Raw genomic sequence first — 25024 nt, forward strand, 5'->3', positions numbered from 1 at the left:
CCGGCCATGATGTCCGCCAACCGCGTGGTCTGGACCGAGGGTATGTTCCTGCGTGTCCAGCATTTCCAGCAAGCCGACCGCCATGTGGAACGGCTGCTGCACGCGCGCACCGAACCGCTGACCCCCTTCGCCTGGGGCCTGAGCGAGCTGACCATAAACCGGGAACTGCTGGGCATCGGCAAGTTCGCCATCGTCTCCGCCAAGGGCATCCTGCCCGACGGCACGCCCTTTTCCATTCCGGACGAGGCCGATCATCCGCCGCCGCTGGAACTGTTCGACACCACCAAGAACTGCGTCATCTACCTGACGCTGCCCGTGCGCCAGCCGGGCGGGGCCGAGGTGGGGCTGACCAATTCCGAGGATGCCATCACCCGCTTCGTCCCGGCGCGGTATGAGGCCGAGGACGCCAACCTGGGCAGCGACCAGGCGGCCGCCATGGACGTCGCCCGCCTGCGCCTGCGCCTGGCGCCGGAGACGCAGCCGCTGGCGGGATATGAGAAGGTCGCCATCGCCCGGGTGGTCGAGGTGCGGTCCGACCGTGCCATCATCCTGGATGAGCAGTTCATCGCCCCGGTCACCTCGGTCGCGGCCCAGGCGCCGCTGGCCGCCTTCCTGACCGAGCTGCAGGCCCTGATCCAGCACCGGGCCGAGGCCCTGGCCGGCCGTCTGTCCGGCCCCTCGGCCAAGGGGGCGGCGGAGATCGCGGACTTCCTGCTGTTGCAGACCGTGAACCGCTATGAGCCGCTGCTGCGCCATTACGCCGCCACGGCGCCCATGCTGCATCCGGAGCGGTTCTACCGCCTGTGTGTCGAGGTGGCGGGGGAACTGGCCACCTTCACCACCGAGGCCAAGCGCGCCGCCGTGTTCCCCGAATACCGGCACGAGGATTTGCAGAACACCTTCCGGCCCGTCTTCTCCGACCTGCGCGCCTCCCTGAGCGCCGTGCTGGAGCAGACCGCCGTCGCCATCCCGCTGCAGGCCCGCCGCCATGGCATCAAGGTCGGTGTCATCGTCGACCGGTCGCTGCTGTTCAACGCCACCTTCGTGCTGGCGGTGAACGCGGACATGCCGGTGGAGCACCTGCGCCGCGTCTTCCCCAACCAGGTGAAGATCGGCCCGGTGGAACAGATCGCCCAGCTGGTGAACGTGGCGCTGCCCGGCATCAATGTCCGGCCCCTGCCGGTGGCGCCCCGCCAGCTTCCATACCGCAGCGGCCAAGTCTTCTTCGAACTGGACCGCAGCAGCCAGCATTTCAAGCAGCTTCAGAAGTCCGGCGGTATCGCCCTGCATCTGGCGGGTGATTTCGCGCAGATCGAAATGGAGCTGTGGGCCATCAAGGGGGGTGCGTGATGTCCTATCCCAGCTACGGCCAGACGGCGCATGAGCCGACCATCGTCAAGCCGACGCCCGGTGGCCGCCGTCCGGCGCCGGTGCAACTGGTGGCGCCGCCCACCGACTACGCGCCGGAAGACACGGTCGACCTGACGTTGGGCGGCCTCAACCCGCTGGTGGCCGCCGCCGGCCCCATCCTGACGCTGGCCCGCCGCCTGCGCACGTCCGCCGCCCAGTCCAATATCGAGGAACTGCGCGAGCGCGTCGCCGACGAGATCAAGACCTTCGAGAAGCGGGCGCAAGGCACCGGCGTCACCAACGAGGCGGCGCGCGCGGCCCACTACGCCCTGTGCGCCACCATCGACGACATCGTGCTGAACACCCCGTGGGGCGCCAGCAGCACCTGGGCGCGGGCCGGCATGGTCATCACCTTCCACATCGACGTGACGGGGGGTGAGCGCTTCTATGACCTGCTGAACCACCTGCTGAAGGATCCGGCCGCCAACTTCCAGGTGCTGGAGCTGATGTACCTGTGCCTGTCGCTGGGGTTCGAGGGCCGGCTGCGCATCCTGCCGCAGGGCTCGCTTGAACACTCCCGCATCCGCGACAACCTCTACCGCATCCTGACCCAGCGGCGCGGCGAGGCCGAGCGCGAGCTGTCGGTGCATTGGCGCGGGGTGGAGGCGCCCTTCCGCCCCCTGCTGCCCAGCATCGAGTTCTGGACCGTCATGGCGGCCACCCTGATCATCATCACCGTGATGGCCACGGGTTTCAGCTTCGCACTGAACGGCAGTTCCGACGCCACGCTGGAAAAGATGGCCACCCTGCCGCCGGTGGGACAGCCCAGCGTCGCCCTGGCGCAGCCCACGGCACCGGTGCAGCCCAAGTCGAAGGATCTGGACCAGTTCCGCGCCTTCCTGGCGCCGGAGATCGCCCAGGGCCTGGTGACCGTCGTGCCCCAGGGCACGGACACCGTCGTGCGCATCCGCAATGCCGGCATGTTCGCGTCCGGCAGCAGCGAGGTGAACGAAAGCTACACCGCCCTGCTGAACCGTATCGGCGAGGCCCTGAACACCCGGCCCGGTGCGGTGCTGATCACGGGACATACCGATAATATTCCCATCCGCACCATCCGGTTCCCGTCGAACTGGCATTTGTCACAGGCCCGTGCCGACGCGGTCGCCGCCGTCATCGCCACCCATCTGACCGACAAGTCCCGTCTGAAGGCCCAGGGCATGGCCGACACCCAACCCATCGCCACCAACGACCAGGACGCCGGCCGGGAAGCCAACCGCCGCATCGACGTGATCCTGAGCTCGCCCGCGGCCGCCGTGCCGGCGCCGTCGGCCGCCTCGGTGACCCCCGCCGCGCCGCCTGCCCCGACCCCCAACCAGGGAACGGCCCAATGAACGTCCCAAGCAGCGTTTACTTCGCGCAGCCCCTGATTTCCGCCCTGGCGCAGCCCTTCCGCGCCCGTTGGGTCTGGTCCCTGGTGTGGGCTATCGGCTTTGCGCTGGTCATCTGGTTCTTCGGCGCCCTGGTGGCGGTGGGCAGCCACCGCCCGCTGGAAGGCGACCTGGTGCGCCTGATCGCCTGTTGCGCCGTGTTCGCCACCTGGGCCGCCTTCAACCTTCAGGTCAATCTCAAGGCCCGGCAGACCGACCGGCGCATGGTCCACGACCTGACCGATCCCAGCGAGGAGGAGAAGCGCCGGGGTGCCGACGCCGCGTCCGCCGAGGAACTGCGCCTGCTGCGCGACCGCCTGCAAGAGGCGCTGAGCCAGCTGCGCAAGAAGGCCGGCCGCAAGGGCATGGGCCGGGGTTATCTCTACCAGCTGCCCTGGTACATCATGGTCGGGCCGCCGGGCTCGGGCAAAACCTCGGCCCTGCTGACCTCGGGCCTGAACTTCCCGCTGTCCACCACCATCGGCCGCGACCCCCTGAAGGGCATCGGCGGCACCCGCAACTGCGACTGGTGGTTCACGGACGAGGCCATCCTGCTGGACACGGCCGGCCGCTACACCACGCAGGACAGCGACCCGCATCAGGACCAGGCCGCCTGGCTGGGCTTCCTGGACCTGCTGAAGAGCTACCGCCCGCGCCAGCCGGTGAACGGCGCCATCGTGGTGATGAGCCTGGCCGACCTGATGGCCCCCGACCCCACGGAGCGCCTGAACCACGCCCGCGCCATCCGCCTGCGCCTGAACGAGCTGTACGACCGCTTCGGCCTGCGCTTCCCGGTCTACATGCTGTTCACCAAGGTCGATCTGGTGCCCGGCTTCGTCGAATACTTCGACAATCTCGGCAAGTCGGAACGCGAACAGGTGTGGGGCATGACCTTCCCCCTGGACGACGGCGCCGCCGACAGTCCCGGCGTGGTCGAGCAGTTCCCGCAGGAGCTGGAGGGCCTGGTCATCCGCCTGAACGAGCGGCTGCTGGAACGGGTGCAGCAGGAGGCGGACATCGAGCGCCGCGGCCTGGTGTTCAACTTCCCCAACCAGGTGGCCAGCCTCAGCGACGCGCTGCTGGAGATCCTCACGGAAATCTTCCGCGCCAGCCCCTATGAGACGCGGCCCCTGCTGCGCGGCAGCTACTTCACCAGCAGCGTGCAGGTGGGCATGCCCATCGACCGCACGATGGCCACCATCGCCGCCACCTTCGGCCTGGATCCGGTGCGCATGCCGGCCAACAACCGCCAGGGCCGCAGCTATTTCCTGACCCGGCTGTTCAACGAGGTGATCTTCGCCGAGGCCGCCGTCGTCAGCCTGAACCCCAAGGTGGAGCAGCGCCGCCGCCGCCTGCGCATCGCGACGTACGCCTCCGCCGCCGTCATCCTGGCCGTGCTGGCCTATGCCTGGAGCACCGGCTATCAGGAGAACAAGCGTCAGGTGGCCCTGATCGACGATGGCCTGCAGGCCTATGACAAGGCGGCCGCCGGCATCCCCAGCCAGGGTGTGACGGACGCCGACCTGGTGCGCGTGGTCAAGCCGCTGAACATCCTGCGCAACCTGCCCACGGGCCTGGAGAACAACGAGGGTGTCGCCAGCCAATGGCTGACCTTCGGCCTCTACCAGGGTGACAAGCTGAAGACGGTGCACGCCGCCGTGTATCACCGGGCGCTGAACGGCCTGATGCTGCCCCGCCTGCTGGTGCGGCTGCAGGACCAGATCCGGGCGCACGAGGATGACGACGACTTCGTGGCCGGCGCGCTCAAGATCTACCTGATGCTGGGCAGCCGTGGCCCCTTGGACGCCAATGCCGTGCGCCAGTGGATGGTGGCCGACTGGGCCGCCACCTGGCCGGGCGAGGCCAACAAGGGCCTGCGCGACGACTTGGCCCGCCACTTGGACAGCCTGCTGACCCGGGGCAGCCTGACGCCCATTCCCTTGGACGCCAACCTGATCACCCAGTCGCGCCGCAGCCTGGAAAAGCTGGCCCCGGCCGAGCGGGTCTACGCCCTGGTCCGCCAGCACGAGGGCATCAGCCAGCTGCCGCAGTGGCGCCCCGTCGACCATGCCGGCGCCACGGCCGACCATGTCTTCACCCGCGTTTCCGGCAAGCCGCTGACCGAGGGCATTCCCGGCCTGTACACGCCGGAAGGCTACAAGGCCTTCCAGCCGGCGCTCTCCGCCGTCATCGCCGAGGTGCAGGGGCAGAGCTGGGTGCTGGGCGACAAGCCCGCCGGGGCCAACGCCCAGGCGCAGCAGGCGGCCCAGGCCGATGACCTGCGCGAGCGGGTGACCCAGCTGTACTACGCCGACTACATCCAGCAGTGGGACACCATGCTGGGCGACCTGCGCATCGTGCCGCTGGCCGACATGCAGCAGACCATCGCCGTGCTGAACCTGGTGTCCAGCCCCGACATGCCGATGCTGAAGCTGCTGAAGGACGTGGCGGCGGAGACGCAGATCGTCCCCCTGCCGGGCCTGCCCAAGGCGGTCCCGGCTGCTGGCGGTGCCGCCGCCCCGGCGGCCCTGCCCACGCCGGACGCGCCGGCCGGCGCCGTGGCCGTGGCCCAGCACTTCCAGCCCATCGCCGATTTCGTCACGCCCAGCAACGGCGCGCCGGCGCGGGCGGAGGATCTGGTGCGCCTGCTGGGCGAGGCCTATCAGGAGCTGAGCAATGTCGCCAGCGGGCCCGGCAACGGCCGCATGGCCATGTACACCCGCGCCTCCCACGGCGGTGCCGGCGGCCCCATCCAGATGCTGAACAGCCAGGCGGCGCAGATGCCGCGCCCGGTCAACGGCTGGATCGCCACCATCACCGGCAGCGCGTCGGAACAGTCGGTGGGCGGCGCCCGCGCCCAGCTGAGCAACCTCTGGGGCGGCGAGGTGGGCGGCTTCTGCACCCGCGCCGTCAAAGACCGCTACCCCTTCGCCAAGGACAGCACCAAGGAAATCTCGGTGGGTGACTTCACCCGGCTGTTCGCCCCCAACGGCATGTTGGACAACTTCTTCAACAATCACCTGAAGACGCTGGTCGACACCTCGGGTGCCAAATGGCGGTGGACCAAGGTTGGCGACACCGGCCTGGGCATCCCCGACAGCGTGCTGGCCTCCTTCCAGTATGCCGCCCAGATCCGCGACGCCTTCTTCCCCGATGGCGGCCAGCAGCCCCGTGTCGCCCTGCAGGTGACGCCGGTGACCCTGGATCCGAAGTCCACCGGCGTGCTGTTCGCCAGTGGCGGCCAGCAGATCGAATACCAGCATGGGCCGCAGTGGCCGGCTTCGCTCCAATGGCCGGACAACGATCCCAACGGCGTCAGCCGCGTGGTGTTCGAGGTAACCGACGGCCTGCCGCAGAGCGTGCTGAAAAGCGGTCCCTGGTCGCTGTTCCACCTGGTGGACCAGGGCACGGTCACGCCGCTGGGCAGTGACAACTTCCGCGTCAACTTCGCTTCCGGCACCCACAACGCCGGCTTCGAGGTGAAGTCCAGCACCTCGCTCAACCCCTTCATCCTCAAAGAACTGAGGGCGTTCCGTTGTCCAGTCTCTTTCTGAATGGCGCCGTCTCGGCTCACGAGCCGGGTTTCTTCGGCAAGATCCCGGCGCGGGGGGACTTCGTCTCCCGGCGGCTGGATCCCGCGACCGTCCGCCCGCTGGACGAATGGCTGCAGGCGTCGCTCGCCACCAGCCAGCGGCAGATGGGTGAGGCGTGGCTGCCCAGCTACCTGGACACGCCGGTCTGGCGCTTTGTCCTGGGGCCGGGGGTCTGCGGCGACACGGCCATGGCCGGTGTGCTGATGCCCAGCGTCGACCGGGTGGGGCGCTACTTCCCCCTGGTGCTGGCGACCCCGCTGCCCGGCTGCGTCGCCCCCATCCGCCTGATCGAAAGCGGTCGCGCCTGGTTCGACAAGGTGGAGGACCTGGCGCTGACCTCGCTGGACGACGACTTCAACTTTGACAGCTTCGACCAGGCCGCCCGTGTGCTGGGCGCACCGCCCTACGACACCACGCGCGGGCCGGTGGAAAGCAGCGCCTTCCGCGTCGGGCTGGCCAACAATGGCGGCGCCAACGGCCGGGGCGCCCTGGGCGGCGCCTATGCCGAACTGCTGGACCAGGTGCTGATCGGTTTCAACAATCGCTTCAGCCTGTGGTGGACCACGGGGTCGGACAAGGTGGCGTCCTCGCTGCTGATCTCGCCCGGCCTGCCGGCGCCGCAGAACTACGCCGCCTTCCTGGATGGACGCTGGGAGCGCTGGGGCTGGGAACGCCCGGCCGACACGGCGCTGCACCTGGCGGACGAGGAACTGCCCATCCTGCTGCTGCGGCCCGTGGTGGCGCTGCCCAGCCATGGCCGCACCCATCCCGGCACCCGCCGCACCATCAACCAGGACGCCCTGCTGCTGCGGCCCGACCTGGGCCTGTGGTGCGTCGCCGACGGCCTGGGCGGCCATTCGGCGGGCGAGGTGGCCAGCGCCCTGACCGTGAAGGCGCTGGACGCGGTGATGCCGCCCCTGTCCTACGGCGGTTTCGTGGAAGAGGTGCGCGAGGCCCTGGTCGAGGCTAACGACAAGCTGCGGGCCCAGGCTGCCACCCTGGGCGACCAGGCGCTGATCGCTTCCACCGCCGTGGTTCTGCTGATCTACGCCAACCGCTTCAATTGCCTGTGGGTGGGCGACAGCCGCATCTACCTGTTGCGCGACGGCCGGCTGCGCCAGCTGACCACCGACCACGTGGCCGCCGGCATCAACCAGCAGCAGCGGGCCACCATGCTGGTCACCCGTGCCGTGGGCGCCGCCGACACGCTGGAAATCGACATGGTGCAGGACGTCGTCCAGCCCGGCGACCGCTTCCTGCTGTGCAGCGACGGCGTCACCAAGGTGCTGAGCGAGACCGAGATCGCCACGCTGATGCGGGGCATGCCCCCGCGCGAGACGGTGGATGCCCTGGTGGAGAACATCCTGGTCAGCGGCGCGCCGGACAACCTGACCGCCGTCATCGTCGATGTGCCGGAAAGCGATCATCCGGTGGCCGAGGCCGCCCTGCAGGCCACGGCCGTGCCGGCGCCGCACCCGTCGGCGCTTGAAGACGTGCGTCAAGGGGGTGCGGAATGAGCCAGGCCGCCGTTCTGACCAATCCCGGCGCCACCGTGGCGAACGAGGGGCCGCAGCAGCCCGACGAGATGACCTCGCTGCTGCTGAGCCCCGAGGCGCCGGATGAACTGACCCGCTTCGCCCCGGCCGAGCTGACCGAGGTCATGGTGGCGGCGGACGTCGCCGCGCCGAACGCCGCCCCGGTGGTGCCAACGCGCGAGGTGGTGGAAAGTCAGGTGGCGGGCTTCATCGCCGGCGTCCGGGCGCAGGCGCACCGCGCCGGCCTGGACGAGGTCGCGTCGCTGGACCTGCTGAGCGGCGCCCGTGCCGCGCTGGACCGCCACATCCAGGCCGCCCAGCGCCCTTGGGAGGATGGACCGGAGCCTGCGGCCAGTGCTGCGCCGGCGGTCAAGGCCGATCCCACCGGCTGGTCGGTGGCGCCGGGCAGCACCATGCTGAACACCTTCATCGTGCGCACCCTGCTGGCGCGCGGCGGGATGGGGGAAATCTATCGGGTGCGCCATCGCGACCTGAAGACCGACCAGGCCATCAAGGTCATCATCCCGGAATACCGGGACGACGCCAAGATCGTGGGCCTGTTCCACGAGGAAGGCCGCCTGCTGCAGCGCATCCGCCATGACGCGGTGGTCAGCTGCGCCGGCCTGTACCGCGACGGCGACGGCCGGTCCATGCTGGTGCTGGAGTATATCGACGGCCAGTCGCTGTCCTACTTCCTGCGGCGCGGGCCTTTGGGCCTGACGGCGCTGGAGGCCCTGCTGCGCCGCCTGGCGGCGGGCCTGACGGCGGTGCACGCCGTCGGCATCGTCCACCGCGATGTCAGCCCCGACAATATCCTGCTGCCCGGCGACAATCCGGCGGCGGCCAAGCTGATCGATTTCGGCGTGGCGCGGGAGATGCGCAACGGCGTCACCCCGCGCGACGGGCTGGATTTCGCCGGCAAGTTCTCCTTCGCCTCGCCCGAGCAGCTGGGCATGCACGGCGGCGCCATCGGCGTCGCGTCCGACATCTACAGCCTGGGCCTGGTCATCGTCGCGGCCGCGCGGGGCGAGAAGCTGGCCATGGGCCAGACGGTGGAGGAGGCGACGGCCGCCCGCCGCCAGGTTCCCGACATCAGCGCCGTGCCCGACCGGCTGCGCGGCTTGGTGGAGGCCATGCTGCAGCCCGATCCCAAGCGCCGGCCCACCGACCTGAACACGCTGCTGCGGGCGCTGGACGCCAACAGCGGTTCGTCGGCCAAGGGCGGCTTCTGGGGCCGGCTGTGGACGTCGCGGAAAGGTGCATGATGGATAACGGCGTTATCGTGCCCCCCGGCGTCCTGGACCTTCCCGCCCTGCTGGCCCCCATCCCGGGCGACCAGCCCTGCGGGCCGGACCTGCGTGTGCACAACGGCGGCGATGCCGCCTATTTCCAGCTGAAGGATCTGCGCGCCACCGCGCGTGCCATTGAGCGGCGGGCGGATTCCGAGGATGAGGCCCAGACCTCTCTGGCGGAATGGCAGCGTATCCAGGACCTGGCGCGCAGCGTCCTGGCCCAGCGCACCAAGGACATCGAGGTCGCCGTCTGGCTGACCGAGGCCGCCGTGCGGCTGGAGGGTTTCGCCGGCCTGGCCGATGGCTTCCGCCTGCTGGCCGGCTTGGTGGAGCAGTATTGGGACGGCGTCCATCCCCAGCCGGACGAGGATGGCATCGCGGTCCGCCTGGCGCCGATCGGCGGCCTTAACGGCCACGGGGCGGAAGGCACGCTGATCCAGCCCATCCGCAAGGTGCCGCTGCTGCGCGAGGACCAGCCCATCGCCTACTGGCACTACGCCCTGGCCCAGCGCGCCAGCCAGACGCCGGACACGCGCAGCCGCCCGGGCCGCACCCCGCCGCCCACGCTGGACGCCTTGTCCCAGCGCATGAGCCAGGTGCCGGCGGCCCGCAACCGGGCGCTGCTGGCCGACATCCGCGCCTGCCGCCAGGCCTTCCGCGACCTGGATCGGCTGCTGACCGAACGGGCGGGCGCCGACGCCCCGCCCACCTCCACCATCACCCACATCCTGGAGGAGGTGGAGGACGCGGTGGTGTTCCTGACCGGCCTGTCGGCCAAGGAAGAGGTGGAGGAGGCCGCCGTGCCCGACGTCATCCTGCATTCCGCCACCGGCGCCCCCGTCGTGGACGAGGCGGCGGCGCCCCAGCGGCCGGCCAAGGGCATCACCAGCCGGGAAGAGGCGCTGACCCTGCTGGCGGAGATCGGTCAGTACTTCCGCCGCACCGAACCCCATTCACCCCTGTCCTACACCATCGAGGACCTGGTCCGGCGCGGCCGCATGCCGCTGCCCGAACTGTTGGCCGAGCTGCTGACGGACGCGGGTGCCCGCAACACCCTGCTGACCACCGCCGGCATCCGGCCGGTGCAGGGCAACGGACAGTAAGACACTGATGAGAAATCATTTTTATTTCGGGGCAACCCCAGACGACATGCAGCAACCCATGGGTAGGAGAAGGTAGATGGCCAGCGTTCATGACAAGCTCGAGCGGGTTCGCAAGCCGCGCGTGCACATCAAATACGAGGTCGAAACCGATGGGGCGATGGTCGAGAAGGAGCTGCCCTTCGTGGTCGGCGTGCTCGGCGATTTCTCCGGCGACCCGACGGATGACCTGAAGCCGCTGAAGGACCGCAAGTTCATCCAGATCGACCGCGACAACTTCAACGAAATCCTGGCGCGCATGAAGCCGTCGCTGTCGTTGCGCGTGCGCAACGAGCTGGAGGACGACGGCAGCGAGATGGCCGTGGAGCTGAAGTTCTCTTCGCTGGAGGACATGGAGCCCGGCCAGATCGTTCGCCAGGTGCCGGCGCTGCGCAAGCTGTTGGAGACGCGCAACCAGCTGCGCGACCTGCTGACCAAGGCCGACCGCTCGACCCAGCTGGAAGACCTGCTGGAATCCATTCTTCAGGACGACACCCAGCTGCGCAAGCTGTCGCAGCAGCTGGGCGCCACCGCCGAGGAGGTGAAGTGATGACCGACACCCTGACCGCTTCCCGCGAGGAAGCCGCGGCCGGCACCGTCGAAGGCCTCTCCCTGCTGGACCAGGCCATCGGCGCCACCAAGCAGACCGAGCCGGCGCGCGTGCAGGAACTGCTGCGCACCCTGACGGAAGAGGCGCTGGGCGGCACCGTCACCTACAGCCGCAACCTGACCCAGACGCTGACCGCGGCGGTGAAGGCCATCGACGCCAAGCTGTCCAAGCAGCTGGCCGCCATCATGCACCACCCGGAATTCCTGAAGCTGGAAGGCAGCTGGCGCGGCCTGCACCACCTGGTCATGAACACCGAGACCAGCGCCAACCTGAAGATCCGCGTGCTGAACGTGCGCAAGCGCGAACTGGCGAAGGATCTGGCCAAGGCGGTGGAGTTCGACCAGAGCGAGCTGTTCAAGAAGCTCTATGAGAACGAGTTCGGCACGCCCGGCGGTGAGCCCTACGGCATGCTGATCGGTGACTATGAGTTCACCAACCACCCCGAGGATGTGCAGATGCTGTCCAGCATCTCCAGCATCGCGGCGGCGGCCTTCGCCCCCTTCATCTCTGCCGCCAGCCCCAAGTTGTTCGGCTTCCAGGATTACCAGGAGCTGGCCAAGCCCCGCGACCTGGAGAAGATCTTCGAGACGGCGGAATACGCGCAGTGGCGCAGCTTCCGCGACAGCGAGGACAGCCGCTTCACCACGCTGACCCTGCCGCGCGTGCTGGCGCGCCTGCCCTACGGCGCCGCCACCCTCAGCGTCGACGACTTCAATTTCGAGGAAGCCCCCTTGGACCCCTCGGGCAAATCGCTGGCGCTGGAGCACAACGAATATTGCTGGATGAACGCGGCCTACGTCCTGGGCTCGCGCGCCACCGAGGCCTTCGCCAAGTACGGCTGGTGCACGGCCATCCGTGGCGCCGAGGGTGGCGGCAAGGTGGAAACCCTGCCCACCCACGTCTTCGTCAGCGATGACGGCGACCCCGACCAGAAGTGCCCGACGGAGATCGGCATCACCGACCGCCGGGACGCCGAGCTGGGCAAGCTGGGCTTCCTGCCGCTCTGCCATTACAAGAACACCGACTATGCGGTGTTCTTCGGCGCCCAGACGGTGCAGAAGCCCAAGAAGTACGACCGCCCGGACGCCACGGCCAACGCCGCCATCTCCGCCCGCCTGCCGTACATGATGGCCACGTCCCGCTTCGCCCATTACCTGAAGGTGATGGCGCGCGACAAGATCGGCTCCTTCCTGGAGGTCGAGGATTGCGAGGCCTGGCTGAACCGCTGGATCAACAACTACGTCAACGCCAACGAGGGCGCCGGCCAGGAAATGAAGGCCGCCTACCCGCTGCGCGAGGCCAAGATCACGGTGAAGGAAATCCCGGGCAAGCCCGGTTCCTATAACGCCATCGCCTGGTTGCGGCCCTGGTTGCAGATGGAGGAACTGACGACCTCGCTGCGCATGGTGGCACGGATACCGAGCAAGCTCTGATGCAACAGACCCTTGAGGCGGCAGCCCCGGGGGTGGAACGACGGATCGACGCGACGGAAGGCCGGGCACCCCGGCCCGACGCGCCCCCGGCTTGGCGGCTGGACCTCAGCCGCCATCCCGACAAGCGCCTGGTCATCGACCAGCTGATCGCGGCGATCGACGCTCTGCTCACGGCCCAGGTCAACGCCATCCTGCACAATCCCCGCTTCCAGCAACTGGAGGCGTCGTGGCGCGGGCTGCTTCAGCTCGTGGAGGCCTCGGCCTCCACCCGCGCCATCAAGATCCGCGTGCTGGACGTGTCCTGGCGCGAGCTGTGCCGCGACTTCGAACGCGCCATCGAGTTCGACCAGAGCCAGCTGTTCACCAAGGTGTACAGCGATGAGTTCGGCACGCCGGGCGGGGAGCCGTTCGGCCTGCTAATCGGCGACTACGCCGTGCAGCACCAGCGCGATGCCGACCACCCCACCGACGACGTGGGTACGCTGAAGGCCATCGCCGCCGTGGCGGCCGCGGCCTTCTGCCCCTTCGTCACCAGCTGCTCCCCGGCGCTGTTCGGGCTGGACAGCTTCGGCGACATGGCCAGCGACGTGGACCTCGCCCGCTCTTTCGAGGGGCACGAGTTCATCCGCTGGCGGGCCCTGCGTGAGGCGGACGACGCCCGCTTCATCGGCATCGCTTTGCCCCGGGTGATGATGCGGCCGCCTTACCGCCACGACCCCAACCGTATCGACGGCTTCCGCTTCATGGAACGCACCGGCCGGCCGGGGGCGGGGGACTACCTGTGGGGCAACGCCGCCTTCGCCTTTGCCACCGTGGTCATGCGCGCCTTCCACCAGTACGGCTGGTTCGCCGACATCCGGGGCGCGCCGGACGACCTGAGCGGCGGCGGCCTGGTGGACCGTTTCCCAGGCCATACCTTCCCGACCCTGGGCGGGGCAGCGGCACCGGCCGCACCCCTGGACGTCTACCTGTCCGATCGGCAGGAGAAGCAGTTGAGCGATCTGGGCATCGTGCCCCTGTCGCGGGTCAGCTACGTCGACGCCTGCGTCTTCTACAGCTGCCAGTCGCTGCACCAGCCCAAGGTCTATGACCGGGCGACGGCCACGTCCAACGCGCGGCTGTCGGCCATGCTGCAGTATGTGCTCTGCGCCTCGCGCTTCGCGCACTACATCAAGATGATCGGCCGGGATAAGATCGGCTCCTTCGCCACGGCGCATGATTTCGAGGAACATCTGCGCGATTGGCTCAGGGGCTATTGCCTGGCCAACGACGACGCCAGCACCTCGTTCAAGGCCCGCTATCCCCTGCGCGAGGCCGAGGTGCAGGTTCGCGACATCGCCGGCCGGCCGGGCGCCTTCGGCTGCGTCATCCATCTGAAACCGCATTTCCAGCTCGACGACGTTCAGACCAGCTTCCGCCTGGTCACGGAACTCGTCGGCCCGCAGGCCTGACGGGAGAGGACCCCATGAGCCAGACCGCCATCACCAACGCCCTGGAGGCCGGCGACCTGTTCGGCGCCTTGTCTGCCGCGACGGCCTGCGTCCAGAAGGCCGCGATCGATACCGGCGCCCGCTATCTGCTGGCGGAGATCCTGTGCGTGGCGGGACAGCTGGAGCGGGCGGATAATCAGTTGTCCGTCGTGCTGAACCAGGACCCCGGCTCGATGGTGCCGGTCTCGCTGCTGCGCCAGCTGATCCGGGCGGAGACGGCGCGCCAGGATTGGTACCGCGAGGGCCGTCCGCCGGAATTCCTGACCGACATCACCGCGGCCGCCCGCCTGCATCTGGAGGCGGGGGTGAAGGCCCGCGCCGGGGACGCGCAGGGGGCCGCCGCCACGCTGGCGGAGGCGGAGACGCTGCGCCGCGCCCCTACCGGCCAGCACAAGGGTGCGGCCTTTACCGACTTCCGCGACCTGGACGACACCTGCGGCGGCCTGCTGGAGATGCTGAGCGCCGATGGCAAATACTTCTGGGTGGGCGCTGACGAGGTTCTGGGCCTGGATTTCGCGCCGCCCAAGCGCCTGTCGGACCTGATCTGGCGCCCCGTGCGCCTGACCCTGCGCGACGGCACCGCCGGCAGCCTGTACATGCCCATGATTTACGCCGGCGCCGGGACCGACGGCCTGACCGACCAGCACCGGCTGGGCCGCCTGACGGATTGGGTGGATCGGCACGGCGCCATCCTGGGGCGGGGCCAGCGCTGCTTCCTGCTTGGCGACGACGCCGTGGGGGCAGCCGACCTCACCTCCCTGCGCTTCGATGAAACCCAGGCCGATGTGGAGGCGGCGTAAGCCATGCCGGCGCAACAGCCCGCCACCATCGTGCCCTCCGTCCTCGACCGGCTGATCCAGCCGGTGGAAGGGCCGGCCGTGCGCAGCCTGGGCTGGAACGCGGCGTTGTCGCAGCTCAAGAACTCCATCCGCCGGGATCTGGAGGCCATGCTGAACACGCGGCGGCGGCCGGGCAAGCTGGGCAATGATGTCGGCGAGCTGCATCGGTCCCCCCTGCAGTACGGCATCCCCGACTTCACGGCCATGAGCATGGCCGCACCGGAGCGCCAGGCCGCCTTCGGCCGCGCGCTGGAGGTGGCCATCCGCGAGTTCGAGCCGCGCCTGTCGTCGGTGGCGGTCACCCTGCTGAACGGCGGCCGCAACCTGGACCGCACCCTGCGCTTCCGGGTGGAGGCGGTGATCCGCCTGGATCCCTCACCCGAGCCCATCGTCTTCGAATCCGTGCTGGACCCCGTCAGCCAGACCTTCCTGATCAAGGGCGACCCCCATGCCTGACACCTTCCTGTCCTTCTACAACCAGGAACTGGCGGCCATCCGGCGGGCGGCGACCCGCTTCGCGGGTGAGCATCCCAAGGTGGCGGGCAACCTGCGCATCAGCCCGACCACGGTGGACGATCCCCACGTCGCCCGGCTGATCGAATCCTTCGCCTATCTGACGGCGCGTGTGCGCCAGAAGCTGGACGACGATTTCCCGGAACTGACCGACGCGCTCCTGGGCGTGCTCTATCCCCACTACGTGACGCCACTGCCGTCGATGGCCATCGTGCAGATGAAGGCGGCGCCGGAACTGACGGGCAGCTTTACCGTGCCGCGCGGCGCCCAGGTGGAGACGGAGGCGGTGCGGGGCGAGGCCTGCCGTTTCCAGACCACCATGCCGGCCGAGATCTGGCCGGTGGAGGTGACGGCGGCCAGCCTGGCGGCCCTGCCGGCGGCGGCCCCCCTGGTGGCGGCCACCCGCCAGGCCAAGTCGGTGCTGCGGCTGAAGATCAGCTCCACCGCGCAAGGCCAGGGCCTGACCGACCTGGGCGTGGATCGCCTGCGCCTGTTCCTCTCCGGCCCGCCGGAGGTGGCGTTCACCCTGCATGAGCTGCTGCTGAACAACGTCGTCGGCATGGCGGTGGTGGAGGATGTGACCGACCCCAACCCCGTGGAACTGGGCCCCGACCATTTGGCCCCGGTGGGCTTCGAGCCCGAGGACGGCATGGTGCCCTACGGCGCCCAGTCCTTCCTGGGCTACCGCCTGCTGAGCGAGCTGTTCACCTTTCCGGAAAAGTTCCTGTTCGTCGATTTGCACGGCCTCAGCGCGCGCTCCCTGCGCGGGGTGGGCCAGCATATGGAGGTCTACCTCTACCTCGACCGCGTGTGGACCGAGGGGGAACGGCTGGTGCGCCCCCAGGTGTTCGCCCTGGGCTGCGCCCCGGTGGTCAACCTGTTCCGGCAGTCGGCCGAGCCCATCATCCTGGGCCATGATGCCACCGAATACCTGGTGCAGGCGGACGCCCGCCGGCCGGAGGCGCGCGAGATCTATGCCATCGAGCGGGTGCGGGCCTCATCCCCCCGGGGGGAGAAGGCGGAGTTCCTGCCCCTCTACGGCAACCATCACGGCACCGATCCGTCGCGCCACCAGCATTTCTGGCACGCCATGCGCCGCCCCCGGGGCGGGCGCGACGCCAGCAGCGAAATGTACCTGTCGCTGGTGGATCTGGGCCTCAACCCCAATGCCCCGCCCGACTGGACGGTCAGCGTGGAGACGCTGTGCTTCAACCGCGACCTGCCGGCGCAGCTGCCCTTCGGCGGCGGCCATCCGCGCATGCATCTGACCGAGGGCGGGCCCATTGCCGGCGTCACCTGCCTGACACCGCCCACGGCGGTGGTGCGGCCGCAAACGGGCGACGGCGCCCGCTGGCGCCTGATCTCCCACCTCAACCTTAACCATCTGTCGCTGGTGGACGGCCAAGGGGGCAGGGATGGTCAGGGCGGGGCGGCGGCCCTAAGGGAGCTGCTGAAGCTTTACGACCTGAAGGACACGCCGGAGACACGGGCCATCATCGATAGCGTCACCGGCATCGGCTACCGCCGCGCCACGGCCCGGGCACCGCACGCCGACTTCGCCGCCCTGTGCCGGGGCGTGGACATCGACCTGGTGATGGACCCGGAGCGGGCGGGCGCCATGGGCATCTACCTGCCCTCGGCGGTGCTGGAGCGCTTCTTCGCCCTCTACACCTCCATCAACTCTTTCACCCGGCTGACGGTGCGGGCCAAGGGCCGGAAGGAGGCGCTGGTCCGCTGGGGTGCCCGCATTGGCGCCAAGGTGACGGCATGAACGCCATCGTGCCCCTGCCGACGCTCAGCGGTTCGCCCGCCCTGCTGGACATGCTGCGGCATGAGCCCTTTCGCTTCGACCTGTTCCGCGCCATCCAGCTGCTGGAACGGCAGTTCGGCGCCTCGGCCGAAGAGGACGAGCTGCCCATCCGTTTCGCCGCGCACCAGTCGTTATGCTTCCCTGCGCATGAGATCCAGCGCCTGCACCTGCCCCATCTGGCGGAAGGCGGGCTGGAGGAAGGCGGGGAAGAGGGCGCAGCGGCGGAGCCCGCCCGGCTGGATCTGAACGTCATGACCCTGACGGGGCCCGTCTCGGCCCTGCCGCAGGCCTATACCGAGACAGCCATCCGCAGCCTGCGCGATCGCACGCCTGGCTTCGCTGCCTTCCTCGACCTGTTCAACGACCGAATCGCCACCCTGCTGTTCCGCGCCTGGCGGCGCTATCGCCTGCCCGCCTTGTATGAGCATCGCGGGCTGGAGGGCGGGGACGCCGCCACGGCCGCCCTGTTCGGCATCGCCGGCTTCGGCACCGGGCACCTGCGCGGCCGCCTGTCGGTGCGGGATGAGGTGGCGGTTTACTACGCCGGCCTGTTCAGCCAGCAGCCGCGCGCCGCCATCTCACTGGAGCGCATGCTGGCCGACGCCTGCGGCTTGCCTGTCAAGGTGCAGCAATTCGCCGGCCGCTGGATCGCCATCCCGGCGGAGGAGCAGACCTGCCTGCGCCTGGGTGGAAAGGCACCCGCCTACAATCGCCTGGGCGTGGACGCCGTTGCCGGTGCCCGCATGTGGGACGTGCAGGGCCAGTTCCGCATCATCCTGGGCCCCCTGACGCGACGCCAGTTCATGGACCATCTGCCGGGCCGGCCGGGGCTGACACGTCTGGTGGAACTGGCGCGTCTTTATGCCGGGCCTGAGTTGGGCTTCGACGTGCAGCTGGTGCTGCACCGGGAGGAGGTGCCGCCCTGCCAGCTGGACGGGCGGGACGGCGCGGGCCCGCGCCTGGGCTACGACAGCTGGCTGGCGTCGCTGCCCATGCTGCACGACCCGGATGATGCAATCATCAGTATCAATGACACTGATTAGTATCACCTGAAGCATATATCGGAAGTAATGCTGTTCTATTAATGTAATGTTACATGAACGGTATAATAACGGGCGGAAAATTCGATACTATAACTATTGGGTAAGTTCCAATTGCCGTTCGAGTTTTATTTTTGCAGTCGTGCCATCGGCGGACCTGGGTCGGACGATGGGGGTAGGGGAATACGTCAACCAAAAGCGCGGGTCTTGAAATGGATTCGATGGATCTAAGGACGCTGGTCGATGGGCTGGATGCCACGGCACGGCGGGCGCTTGAAGCCGCCGCGGGCGGTGCCATGGCCAAAACCCACTATGAGATCGAGATCGAGCACTGGCTGCATGCCTTGCTCGACCGGCCGGACACCGGCCTGCGCCAGGCGCTGCCCAAAGTGGGTCTGGGGCCGGAGGCGCTGGAGCGCGCGCTTGAGCGCGGGCTTGCCCGCTGCCGCACCGGCAGCAGCCGCGCCCCGGCCTTCTCGCCGCGCGTCGTGTCGCTGATGCGCGAGGCCTGGTTCCTGGCCACCTTGCGCTTCAAGGCCGGGGCGGTGTCGCCCCTGCACCTGCTGGCGGCCCTGGTGGCCGATGACAAGGGCGCCTTAGCCTTTGGCGATCTGGCCGCCGCGCTGGAGGCCATCGACCCGCAGGCGCTGGACGCCCTGATCGAGGCCGAGCTTCCCGAGGCCACCGCCGCCGCTGATAGCCAGGCTGCGCGCAAGCCCGGCGGACGTACGCCCAACCTGGACGCCTACACCATCGACCTGACGGCGGAGGCGGCCCAGGGCCGCATCGACCCCATTACCGGCCGCGATGCCGAGGTGCGGCAGGTGATCGACATCCTGACCCGCCGCCGCCAGAACAACCCTATCCTGGTGGGCGAGGCCGGCGTGGGCAAGACCGCCGTGGTGGAAAGCCTGGCCCTGCGCATCGCCGCGGGTGAGGTGCCGGCGGCCCTGCGCGAGGTCAGCATCCGCACCCTGGACCTGGGCCTTTTACAGGCCGGCGCCGGGGTGAAGGGCGAGTTCGAGAACCGCCTGAAGGGCGTGATCGATGAGGTCAAGGGCTCGATCAAGCCCATCATCCTGTTCGTGGACGAGGCGCACACCCTGATCGGTGCCGGCGGCCAGGCGGGGCAGGGTGACGCCGCCAACCTGCTGAAGCCCGATCTGGCCCGTGGCGCGTTGCGCATGGTGGCCGCCACCACCTGGGCGGAATACAAGCGCTATATCGAGCGCGACGCCGCCCTGGTCCGTCGCTTCCAGCCGGTGAAGGTGGACGAGCCGGATGAGGAGACCGCCATCGCGATGATGCGCGGCCTGGTCCCGACGCTGGAGAAGCACCACGGCGTGCGCATCCTGGACGCGGCGGTGCGGGCGGCGGTGCACCTGTCCCACCGCTACATTACCGGGCGCCAACTGCCCGACAAGTGCGTCAGCGTGCTGGACACCGCGTCCGCCATGGTGGCCATGAGCCAGGCCGGCCGGCCGGAGGCGCTGGACGCCGTGGCCCGGGAGACGGAAGGGCTGGAGGCGGAAAAGGCCTCCTTGCTGCGGGAGGTGGCGCTGGGTGCCGACCATGGCGACGTCATCGCCGCCCTGGACGAACGGCTGGCCGACGCCCAGGTGCGCCAGGCCGACCTGCACCGGCGCTGGACGGAAGAGCGCCGCCTGATCGACGAAATCGTCGGTGTGCGGGGATCGCTGGAAACGGCGCAGGGCGATACGGAGGCGGCCGCCCTGCGCGGGCGCCACGCCCGCCTGCACCAGGATCTCACCGACTATCAGGGTGAGGAGCCCTTGATGCACCACGACGTCACCGCGCAGGCGGTGGCCGAGGTGGTGGCGCGGTGGACCGGCATCCCCGTGGGCCGCATGCTGTCCAGCGAGATCGAGACGGTGCTGGGCCTGGAAGGGCGCCTGGGCCAGCGGGTGGTGGGCCAGGACGACGCCCTGCATCTGATCGCCGACGTGCTGCACACCGCCCGGGCCGGTATCGCCGACCCGCGCAAGCCGCCGGCCATCTTCCTGCTGGCCGGCCCCAGCGGCGTGGGCAAGACCGAGACCGCCCTGGCGCTGGCCGACATGATGTATGGCGGGGAACAGAGCCTGACCGTCATCAACATGTCGGAGTTCAAGGAGGAGCATAAGGTCTCCCTCCTCATGGGGTCACCGCCCGGCTATGTCGGCTATGGCGAGGGCGGCATCCTGACCGAGGCGGTGCGCCGCCGGCCCTATGGCGTGCTGCTGCTGGATGAGATGGAAAAGGCGCACCCCGGCGTGCAGGACATCTTCTACCAGGTGTTCGACAAGGGCGTGCTGCGCGACGGCGAAGGTCGCGACATCGACTTCCGCAACACCACCATCCTGATGGCGTCCAACGCCGGGTCCGACCTGCTGACGGCCCTGGCCGCCGACCGCGAGACCCTGCCGGATTTGGCCGGCCTGACGGCCGCGCTGCATCCGGAACTGCTGAAGCACTACAAGGCGGCCTTCCTGGGCCGGGTCACGGTGGTGCCCTACCTGCCGCTGACGGCGGAACGCCTGCGCGACATCGTCGGCCTGCAATTGGGCCGCCTGCGCCAGCGGGTGGAGCAGACCTACGGCGCCGTCCTGTCCGTGTCGCCGGCGGTGATCGAACGGCTGGTGGCCCGGTGCGGCGAAAGCGACGTCGGGGCCCGCGCCATCGACCATGTGCTGTCGCGCAGCCTGATGCCGGCGCTGTCCAAGCGCCTTCTGGAAACCCTGGCCGCCCGGCGCACCATCGCCGCCGCGACCGTGGATTGGGATGACGAGGCCGGGGATTTCCGGATCGACATCCAAACGGTGCCACTGGCCGAAAGGCCGATGGTGGAGTCCGCGGCGGAATAAGCCGCCAAGGCACCGCCCGGACCCAAGCCGCTTGGGGTCACCCGGCGCACCGTACCTACCGCACCGGCCGCTGGCCGCCCGCCAGTCCGGTGCATCGACGCAAACCCGCGTTCAACCAAAGTCCATGAAGTGAGGAGAACTACGAATGCCCATTTACCTGCAGATCGACGGCATCTCCGGCGACGCCACCCAGCAGAACCATCAGCAGTGGACCGACATCAAGACCCTGCAGTGGGGCGTGACCCGGTCCATGAACACCCTGGCCGGCGCCACCGCCAACCGCGAAGGTTCCGAGCCGTCGGTGCGTGAAGTCGTGCTGACCAAGACCAGCGACAGCTCCTCCGTGAAGCTGTTCTCCCAGGCCTGCAGCGGCCGTTCGGGCGTGACCGCCAAGATCCACATCGTCACCAGCGGCAACCCCGGCGACACCTACATCGAGTTCACCCTGACCAACACCCTGATCTCGTCCTACAACATCTCGGCCTCCAGCGACCGGCCGGAAGAGCAGATCGTGCTGAACTTCACCAAGGTGGAGATGAAGTACACCCCGTACGACAGCCAGCACAACCCGCAGTCCCCGATCATCGCCTCCTACGACCTGGCCACCACCAAGTCGGCTTGATCGATCGCTTGAGCGACCACGCGGGCGGGCAGCTGCCCGCGTGGTTCCAAGTTGGTGGCCTGGACCGTATGTGTCTATGCATCCAAGGATGGAGCGCCGGACTATGAATCCTCAATTCCAGCAACGGGTCATCACTCAGGCTAATCGGGTGTCGCATGAGGATCATGAGGTCTTCATCTTCGACCTGAACGATATAATGAAACTGAACGACAGTCTGAAAGACAACTACGACACCGACGCTGTATCGCTGACCCAGCTGGTCCAATCAGGAATCCAGGTTTCCAAGCAGATCAAGTTGTTGGGTGTCCTTGGCTTGGCCTACATAAAAACCGCCAGCGATGGCCGCCAATACCTGATTTTCAAAGGCTATGCCGGCCACCGGCCAAATCTGTCTGGAACCCGGTATGCTCTGGAGAACCCCAAGGTCGGCTGTTTTGTTGTCGGCACGCGGGAGCTTTTGAAGGATGCGGCCAAGGCGACCCGCATTGCGGTCATCGCCTTCATCGCCATCGATATCGTCAAGGAGTGTCTTGCCGACCATTTCTCCCTTGCCCGGCTAGGTGTCCAAATCGCAAGCGATATCGCGCAGGCCGTGGCAGCCAGCGCGATTGGTGTCGGCGTGGGGGCGGCGGTCATTTCCGTGGTGGGTACGGCGGCGATGCCCGTCGTGGCTATCTTTGCGCTTACCGTGGCGGCCGGCTTCTTCGCCGGCATGGCTCTTACTTGGTTGGATAACAAGTACCAGCTGACCAACCAACTGGTCGCGGCGGCGATGAAGATTGAGGACGATCTGGCAGCTCGGGAAGCCGGCTTCTTCGCGGATGTCAGGCAGGCCGCGACCTCCATTTATGAAACGACGGTGGAAGTGTACGGCGTCACGGTCAAAATCTATCGGCTTTGGCAGCGTGCTGAGGACCTTGTTCACTATGATTGGACCCTGCCGCGACTTTCCAGCGGGTTTTAGTGAGTGTTTGGTCAACGGTGACATGGAAAAAGGCGCATCACGTCCGCTTATTGTCCACTGTGCGGCGGCTGTATAAGGCGGACATGAAGCGTGGACGGATTGGCCACGCGCCGTTGGCTGTGAGCGGAGAATGAGATGACGTCGGTTGCGAATACTCGTGACAATGGGCCGCATCAAGGGCGTGCTTCGCTTAAGACTTGGTATTTTTACTTTCTCGACATATTGTTTGTATTCTCTGTCTGGTTGATCTGGGTATCATATCCGGATCTTCTAGTGTTTAATGGTGGTGCTAGCCACGTGCTCTTTAGCAGATATCTGTTTTGTTTTTTTGCTGGACCGTTCTTGTACGGCATCCGAATTGCGATGTACGTCGCAATCTTTAGAAAATATAGAAAACCAATGACGACGGAGATTCGCATCATTCAAATCTCCGCCGTGGCCTTTATTGCGATTATGATTCTTGGAATATTCGCAGGAGATCTGTGGGCGACGGCTCATGGGTATAAGAGATGTTTCAAGGTAGCAGATCGTTCAAATGACTATTTATACGTATTGCAAGGAACGGAATGCCCGCCGGGGCCCAGCCTCGGCGAATACCTACACCCGGAAGACAGTAAGCGGCAGTAGAAGCCGCTTTCGGCAGAAATAGAAGAGTGGGAGAAACGCGATGGCTGTCGTCCTGAACAGTGATTGGGGACCGTTCCGCAATGAGACCGAGGCCACGACCTGCCTGTGCGCCTATGTCGACAAGGTGTGCGGTCCCGGGGTCGGCATTTCCTGGGCCACCAACGGCTATGTCTACCCCCTGCGTGGCCCTACGCGCGATGCCGGCGGCTTTGGCGACATCTTCGTTTTCCAGTGGAGCCACATTCCCGCTCCGCCGCCCAAGCATCAGCCGCCGCCCGACTTCTGGCATCGGGTGAAGGCGTTCATAGAGAGCTGCATGGAAGCGCAGGGCAAGGCCGCCATCGCGCAGAGCGAGGCCGACCTGGCCATGAGCCAGGCCGTGGGACGCGTCTTCAACCGCATGTTTACCTCGCACGGCGATGACGCCCTGGGCGTGGCGCTGGACGTGCTGTGCGTCGCGGCCTCCATCGCGCTCATCCCCACCGGGCTGGGCGTGCTGGGTGTCGCCGGCCTGGTGGGCGGCGCCTTCCTGCTGGTGGCCGACGGTACCGCCTACGGCATGGAGCTGGCCGGCAACGATGAAGGGGCCGAGGCCTTCAAGCAGCACACCGAGAAATACCGCATTATCGCGACGGTCATGACCCTGCCTGACATCGTCGTCGGTGGTCCCAAAGCCATCAAGGAACTGGCGGAGGCGCGGGAACTGTTGCAGGCGGACTTGACGACGGCCCGTTCGGCGGAGACGCTGGCGGCGCGCACCGCCAATGCCTCCCGCGCGGAGCGGTATGCGCAGATTGCGGAGCGTGCTCATTTGCGGTCCCAACTTCGTGCCAAGCAGATCCACGCCGGTATGACGCTGGAGGTCGCCCCCCGCGCCGCTGGCGTCGGCTCCGGCTTCCTTATGATCCGGGAAGAGATCTTGGGTGATGAATCGGCCCTGCATGAAATCGCCCGCCGTCTTCAGGTTCACAGCGTCGCGGTGCACAAATGATGACAGACACCCACTCCGCCCCCGCCTGGCGGCGCCCCTCTCCCGGATATCTCTTCCACCTGGCGCTCGCGGTGGTGGGCATCACTTTCCTGGCCATCGGCCTGGACGGTTCGCTGAAGCTGCGGGCGCAGCTTGATCCGGTGGAAGCGCTGGATGGGGCGGGGCTGGTGGGTTTCCTGTTCAGCTGGGCGCTGGTCTTCGGCTTTCGCCTGATCTTCTGGGGCCGCGTGCCCAGCCAGACCCAGGGCCTGGTTCGCCTGTTGCTCAGCGCCATCTTCGCCGTCGAGGTCGTGGCTACAATCGTGGCCTTGGGCCTGCTGTTCACCCAGCCCGGCGGTGTTGGCGGCAGCGTCCTGGTGACCGTCTTCACCCTAGCGGCCGCCCTCTGCCAGATTTCCACCATCATCTGGCTGCTGCGCTACCGCAAGGAATAGCGCGTCACAGCGGGACGGTCTCTCGCGCCAGCGGGTAGTACAGGGTCACGCGGTTCACGCCGTCCTCGTTGCGGAAGCGGGCGTCGCTGAAGCAGTGGCGGACCAGGGAGAAGCCGCGGCCGGACAGGGCCATGACATCGCTCATGTCGCCCGCCCGCTCGAACGCCGACTGGGTGTCGGACGGCATGGGCAGGCCGTTGTCTTCGACCTCCACCACCAGCTGGCCGTCCCGGATGTCCGCCTTCAGGGTGACGTGCCCGTCGGGCAGGCCGCCGGCGGCGTATTTGATGGCGTTGTTCACCACCTCCGCGAGGCCGATTTCCAGCAGGATCCAGTCCGCCTGGATGGCCTGGCCGGCCGCATCGACCAGCAATTGTGTGAGGAAGCCGACATCCTCCAGGCGACTCCGGATCGAGACGTGCAGGATCGATCCGGCGTCCATGGAGGCTTG

At 67.8% G+C, this 25024-nt stretch carries 20 protein-coding genes; 19 read left to right on the forward strand and 1 reads right to left on the reverse strand.

What is annotated here, in order from left to right; all coding sequences use genetic code 11:
* The first annotated feature begins 6 nt into the window (after positions 1–6).
* The 19 genes from tssK to FBZ88_RS22040 all read left to right on the forward strand — a co-directional run bounded on the left by tssK (position 7) and on the right by FBZ88_RS22040 (position 24573).
* Positions 7–1350, forward strand: a complete 1344-nt coding sequence (tssK, locus tag FBZ88_RS21945; RefSeq protein ID WP_145619264.1) for a type VI secretion system baseplate subunit TssK — start codon at positions 7–9, stop codon at positions 1348–1350.
* Positions 1350–2741 carry a type IVB secretion system protein IcmH/DotU gene (icmH, locus tag FBZ88_RS21950; protein WP_145619265.1) on the forward strand — a complete coding sequence of 464 codons (1392 nt, stop codon included), beginning with the start codon at positions 1350–1352 and terminating at the stop codon, positions 2739–2741. Before tssK ends, icmH begins: the two co-directional genes overlap by 1 nt.
* Positions 2738–6331, forward strand: a complete 3594-nt coding sequence (gene tssM, locus FBZ88_RS21955) for a type VI secretion system membrane subunit TssM (protein WP_145619266.1) — start codon at positions 2738–2740, stop codon at positions 6329–6331. The genes icmH and tssM overlap by 4 nt, the downstream gene beginning before the upstream one ends.
* A complete protein-coding gene (tagF, locus tag FBZ88_RS31055) occupies positions 6313–7887 on the forward strand; it encodes a type VI secretion system-associated protein TagF (RefSeq protein WP_246138797.1) in 1575 nt (524 codons plus the stop codon). Before tssM ends, tagF begins: the two co-directional genes overlap by 19 nt.
* Positions 7884–9170: a serine/threonine-protein kinase gene (locus tag FBZ88_RS21970; protein WP_145619267.1), complete on the forward strand. Its 1287-nt coding sequence runs from the start codon at positions 7884–7886 to the stop codon at positions 9168–9170. Before tagF ends, FBZ88_RS21970 begins: the two co-directional genes overlap by 4 nt.
* Positions 9167–10300 (forward strand): type VI secretion system protein TssA, encoded by a 1134-nt coding sequence (gene tssA, locus FBZ88_RS21975; RefSeq protein WP_145619268.1) that lies wholly within the window; start codon positions 9167–9169, stop codon positions 10298–10300. The genes FBZ88_RS21970 and tssA overlap by 4 nt, the downstream gene beginning before the upstream one ends.
* Positions 10301–10376: 76 nt before the next feature.
* Positions 10377–10886, forward strand: coding sequence for a type VI secretion system contractile sheath small subunit (gene tssB / locus FBZ88_RS21980; protein WP_040845788.1), 510 nt, complete (start codon positions 10377–10379; stop codon positions 10884–10886).
* Positions 10886–12379: a type VI secretion system contractile sheath large subunit gene (tssC, locus tag FBZ88_RS21985; protein ID WP_145619269.1), complete on the forward strand. Its 1494-nt coding sequence runs from the start codon at positions 10886–10888 to the stop codon at positions 12377–12379. The genes tssB and tssC (FBZ88_RS21985) overlap by 1 nt, the downstream gene beginning before the upstream one ends.
* Positions 12379–13830 carry a type VI secretion system contractile sheath large subunit gene (tssC, locus tag FBZ88_RS21990; protein ID WP_145619270.1) on the forward strand — a complete coding sequence of 484 codons (1452 nt, stop codon included), beginning with the start codon at positions 12379–12381 and terminating at the stop codon, positions 13828–13830. The genes tssC (FBZ88_RS21985) and tssC (FBZ88_RS21990) overlap by 1 nt, the downstream gene beginning before the upstream one ends.
* Before the next feature lie 14 nt (positions 13831–13844).
* Complete coding sequence (locus FBZ88_RS21995; protein WP_145619271.1) at positions 13845–14669, forward strand: type VI secretion system accessory protein TagJ; 825 nt, start codon at positions 13845–13847, stop codon at positions 14667–14669.
* Between the two features lie 3 nt (positions 14670–14672).
* Complete coding sequence (gene tssE, locus FBZ88_RS22000; RefSeq protein ID WP_004273669.1) at positions 14673–15164, forward strand: type VI secretion system baseplate subunit TssE; 492 nt, start codon at positions 14673–14675, stop codon at positions 15162–15164.
* Positions 15157–16992, forward strand: coding sequence for a type VI secretion system baseplate subunit TssF (gene tssF, locus FBZ88_RS22005; RefSeq protein WP_145619272.1), 1836 nt, complete (start codon positions 15157–15159; stop codon positions 16990–16992). The genes tssE and tssF overlap by 8 nt, the downstream gene beginning before the upstream one ends.
* Complete coding sequence (tssG, locus tag FBZ88_RS22010) at positions 16989–18074, forward strand: type VI secretion system baseplate subunit TssG (protein ID WP_040848419.1); 1086 nt, start codon at positions 16989–16991, stop codon at positions 18072–18074. The genes tssF and tssG overlap by 4 nt, the downstream gene beginning before the upstream one ends.
* A gap of 218 nt (positions 18075–18292) precedes the next feature.
* Entirely contained in the window at positions 18293–20935 is a 2643-nt protein-coding gene (tssH, locus tag FBZ88_RS22015) for a type VI secretion system ATPase TssH (RefSeq protein ID WP_246138798.1), read from the forward strand.
* Between the two features lie 145 nt (positions 20936–21080).
* On the forward strand, positions 21081–21557 hold the full coding sequence (locus FBZ88_RS22020) for an Hcp family type VI secretion system effector (RefSeq protein ID WP_040848882.1): 477 nt from the start codon (positions 21081–21083) through the stop codon (positions 21555–21557).
* A gap of 103 nt (positions 21558–21660) precedes the next feature.
* Positions 21661–22521, forward strand: a complete 861-nt coding sequence (locus FBZ88_RS22025) for a hypothetical protein (RefSeq protein ID WP_145619274.1) — start codon at positions 21661–21663, stop codon at positions 22519–22521.
* 135 nt (positions 22522–22656) lie between these two features.
* A complete protein-coding gene (locus tag FBZ88_RS22030) occupies positions 22657–23148 on the forward strand; it encodes a hypothetical protein (protein ID WP_145619275.1) in 492 nt (163 codons plus the stop codon).
* A gap of 40 nt (positions 23149–23188) precedes the next feature.
* The gene (locus tag FBZ88_RS22035; RefSeq protein ID WP_088875536.1) at positions 23189–24139 is read left to right on the forward strand and encodes a hypothetical protein; all 951 of its coding nucleotides are present in this window, start codon (positions 23189–23191) and stop codon (positions 24137–24139) included.
* Positions 24136–24573, forward strand: coding sequence for a hypothetical protein (locus tag FBZ88_RS22040; RefSeq protein WP_145619276.1), 438 nt, complete (start codon positions 24136–24138; stop codon positions 24571–24573). Before FBZ88_RS22035 ends, FBZ88_RS22040 begins: the two co-directional genes overlap by 4 nt.
* Before the next feature lie 4 nt (positions 24574–24577).
* On the opposite strand, the gene FBZ88_RS22045 is transcribed toward FBZ88_RS22040, so the two are convergent.
* On the reverse strand, positions 24578–25015 hold the full coding sequence (locus FBZ88_RS22045; RefSeq protein WP_145619277.1) for an ATP-binding protein: 438 nt from the start codon (positions 25013–25015) through the stop codon (positions 24578–24580).
* Between the last annotated feature and the right edge of the window lie 9 nt (positions 25016–25024).

It is taken from the genome of Nitrospirillum bahiense (genome assembly GCF_007828025.1).
Taxonomy (GTDB): Bacteria; Pseudomonadota; Alphaproteobacteria; order Azospirillales; family Azospirillaceae; genus Nitrospirillum; species Nitrospirillum amazonense.

What these genes read in the sequence shown, in the direction of transcription:
- tssK (WP_145619264.1), top strand. Translation starts at nt 7, where the DNA reads ATGATGTCCGCCAACCGCGTGGTCTGGACCGAGGGTATGTTCCTGCGT.
- icmH (WP_145619265.1), top strand. Translation starts at nt 1,350, where the DNA reads ATGTCCTATCCCAGCTACGGCCAGACGGCGCATGAGCCGACCATCGTC.
- tssM (WP_145619266.1), top strand. Translation starts at nt 2,738, where the DNA reads ATGAACGTCCCAAGCAGCGTTTACTTCGCGCAGCCCCTGATTTCCGCC.
- FBZ88_RS21970 (WP_145619267.1), top strand. Translation starts at nt 7,884, where the DNA reads ATGAGCCAGGCCGCCGTTCTGACCAATCCCGGCGCCACCGTGGCGAAC.
- tssA (WP_145619268.1), top strand. Translation starts at nt 9,167, where the DNA reads ATGATGGATAACGGCGTTATCGTGCCCCCCGGCGTCCTGGACCTTCCC.
- tssB (WP_040845788.1), top strand. Translation starts at nt 10,377, where the DNA reads ATGGCCAGCGTTCATGACAAGCTCGAGCGGGTTCGCAAGCCGCGCGTG.
- tssC (WP_145619269.1), top strand. Translation starts at nt 10,886, where the DNA reads ATGACCGACACCCTGACCGCTTCCCGCGAGGAAGCCGCGGCCGGCACC.
- tssC (WP_145619270.1), top strand. Translation starts at nt 12,379, where the DNA reads ATGCAACAGACCCTTGAGGCGGCAGCCCCGGGGGTGGAACGACGGATC.
- FBZ88_RS21995 (WP_145619271.1), top strand. Translation starts at nt 13,845, where the DNA reads ATGAGCCAGACCGCCATCACCAACGCCCTGGAGGCCGGCGACCTGTTC.
- tssE (WP_004273669.1), top strand. Translation starts at nt 14,673, where the DNA reads ATGCCGGCGCAACAGCCCGCCACCATCGTGCCCTCCGTCCTCGACCGG.
- tssF (WP_145619272.1), top strand. Translation starts at nt 15,157, where the DNA reads ATGCCTGACACCTTCCTGTCCTTCTACAACCAGGAACTGGCGGCCATC.
- tssG (WP_040848419.1), top strand. Translation starts at nt 16,989, where the DNA reads ATGAACGCCATCGTGCCCCTGCCGACGCTCAGCGGTTCGCCCGCCCTG.
- tssH (WP_246138798.1), top strand. Translation starts at nt 18,293, where the DNA reads ATGGATCTAAGGACGCTGGTCGATGGGCTGGATGCCACGGCACGGCGG.
- FBZ88_RS22020 (WP_040848882.1), top strand. Translation starts at nt 21,081, where the DNA reads ATGCCCATTTACCTGCAGATCGACGGCATCTCCGGCGACGCCACCCAG.
- FBZ88_RS22025 (WP_145619274.1), top strand. Translation starts at nt 21,661, where the DNA reads ATGAATCCTCAATTCCAGCAACGGGTCATCACTCAGGCTAATCGGGTG.
- FBZ88_RS22030 (WP_145619275.1), top strand. Translation starts at nt 22,657, where the DNA reads ATGACGTCGGTTGCGAATACTCGTGACAATGGGCCGCATCAAGGGCGT.
- FBZ88_RS22035 (WP_088875536.1), top strand. Translation starts at nt 23,189, where the DNA reads ATGGCTGTCGTCCTGAACAGTGATTGGGGACCGTTCCGCAATGAGACC.
- FBZ88_RS22040 (WP_145619276.1), top strand. Translation starts at nt 24,136, where the DNA reads ATGATGACAGACACCCACTCCGCCCCCGCCTGGCGGCGCCCCTCTCCC.
- FBZ88_RS22045 (WP_145619277.1), bottom strand. Translation starts at nt 25,015, where the DNA reads ATGGACGCCGGATCGATCCTGCACGTCTCGATCCGGAGTCGCCTGGAG.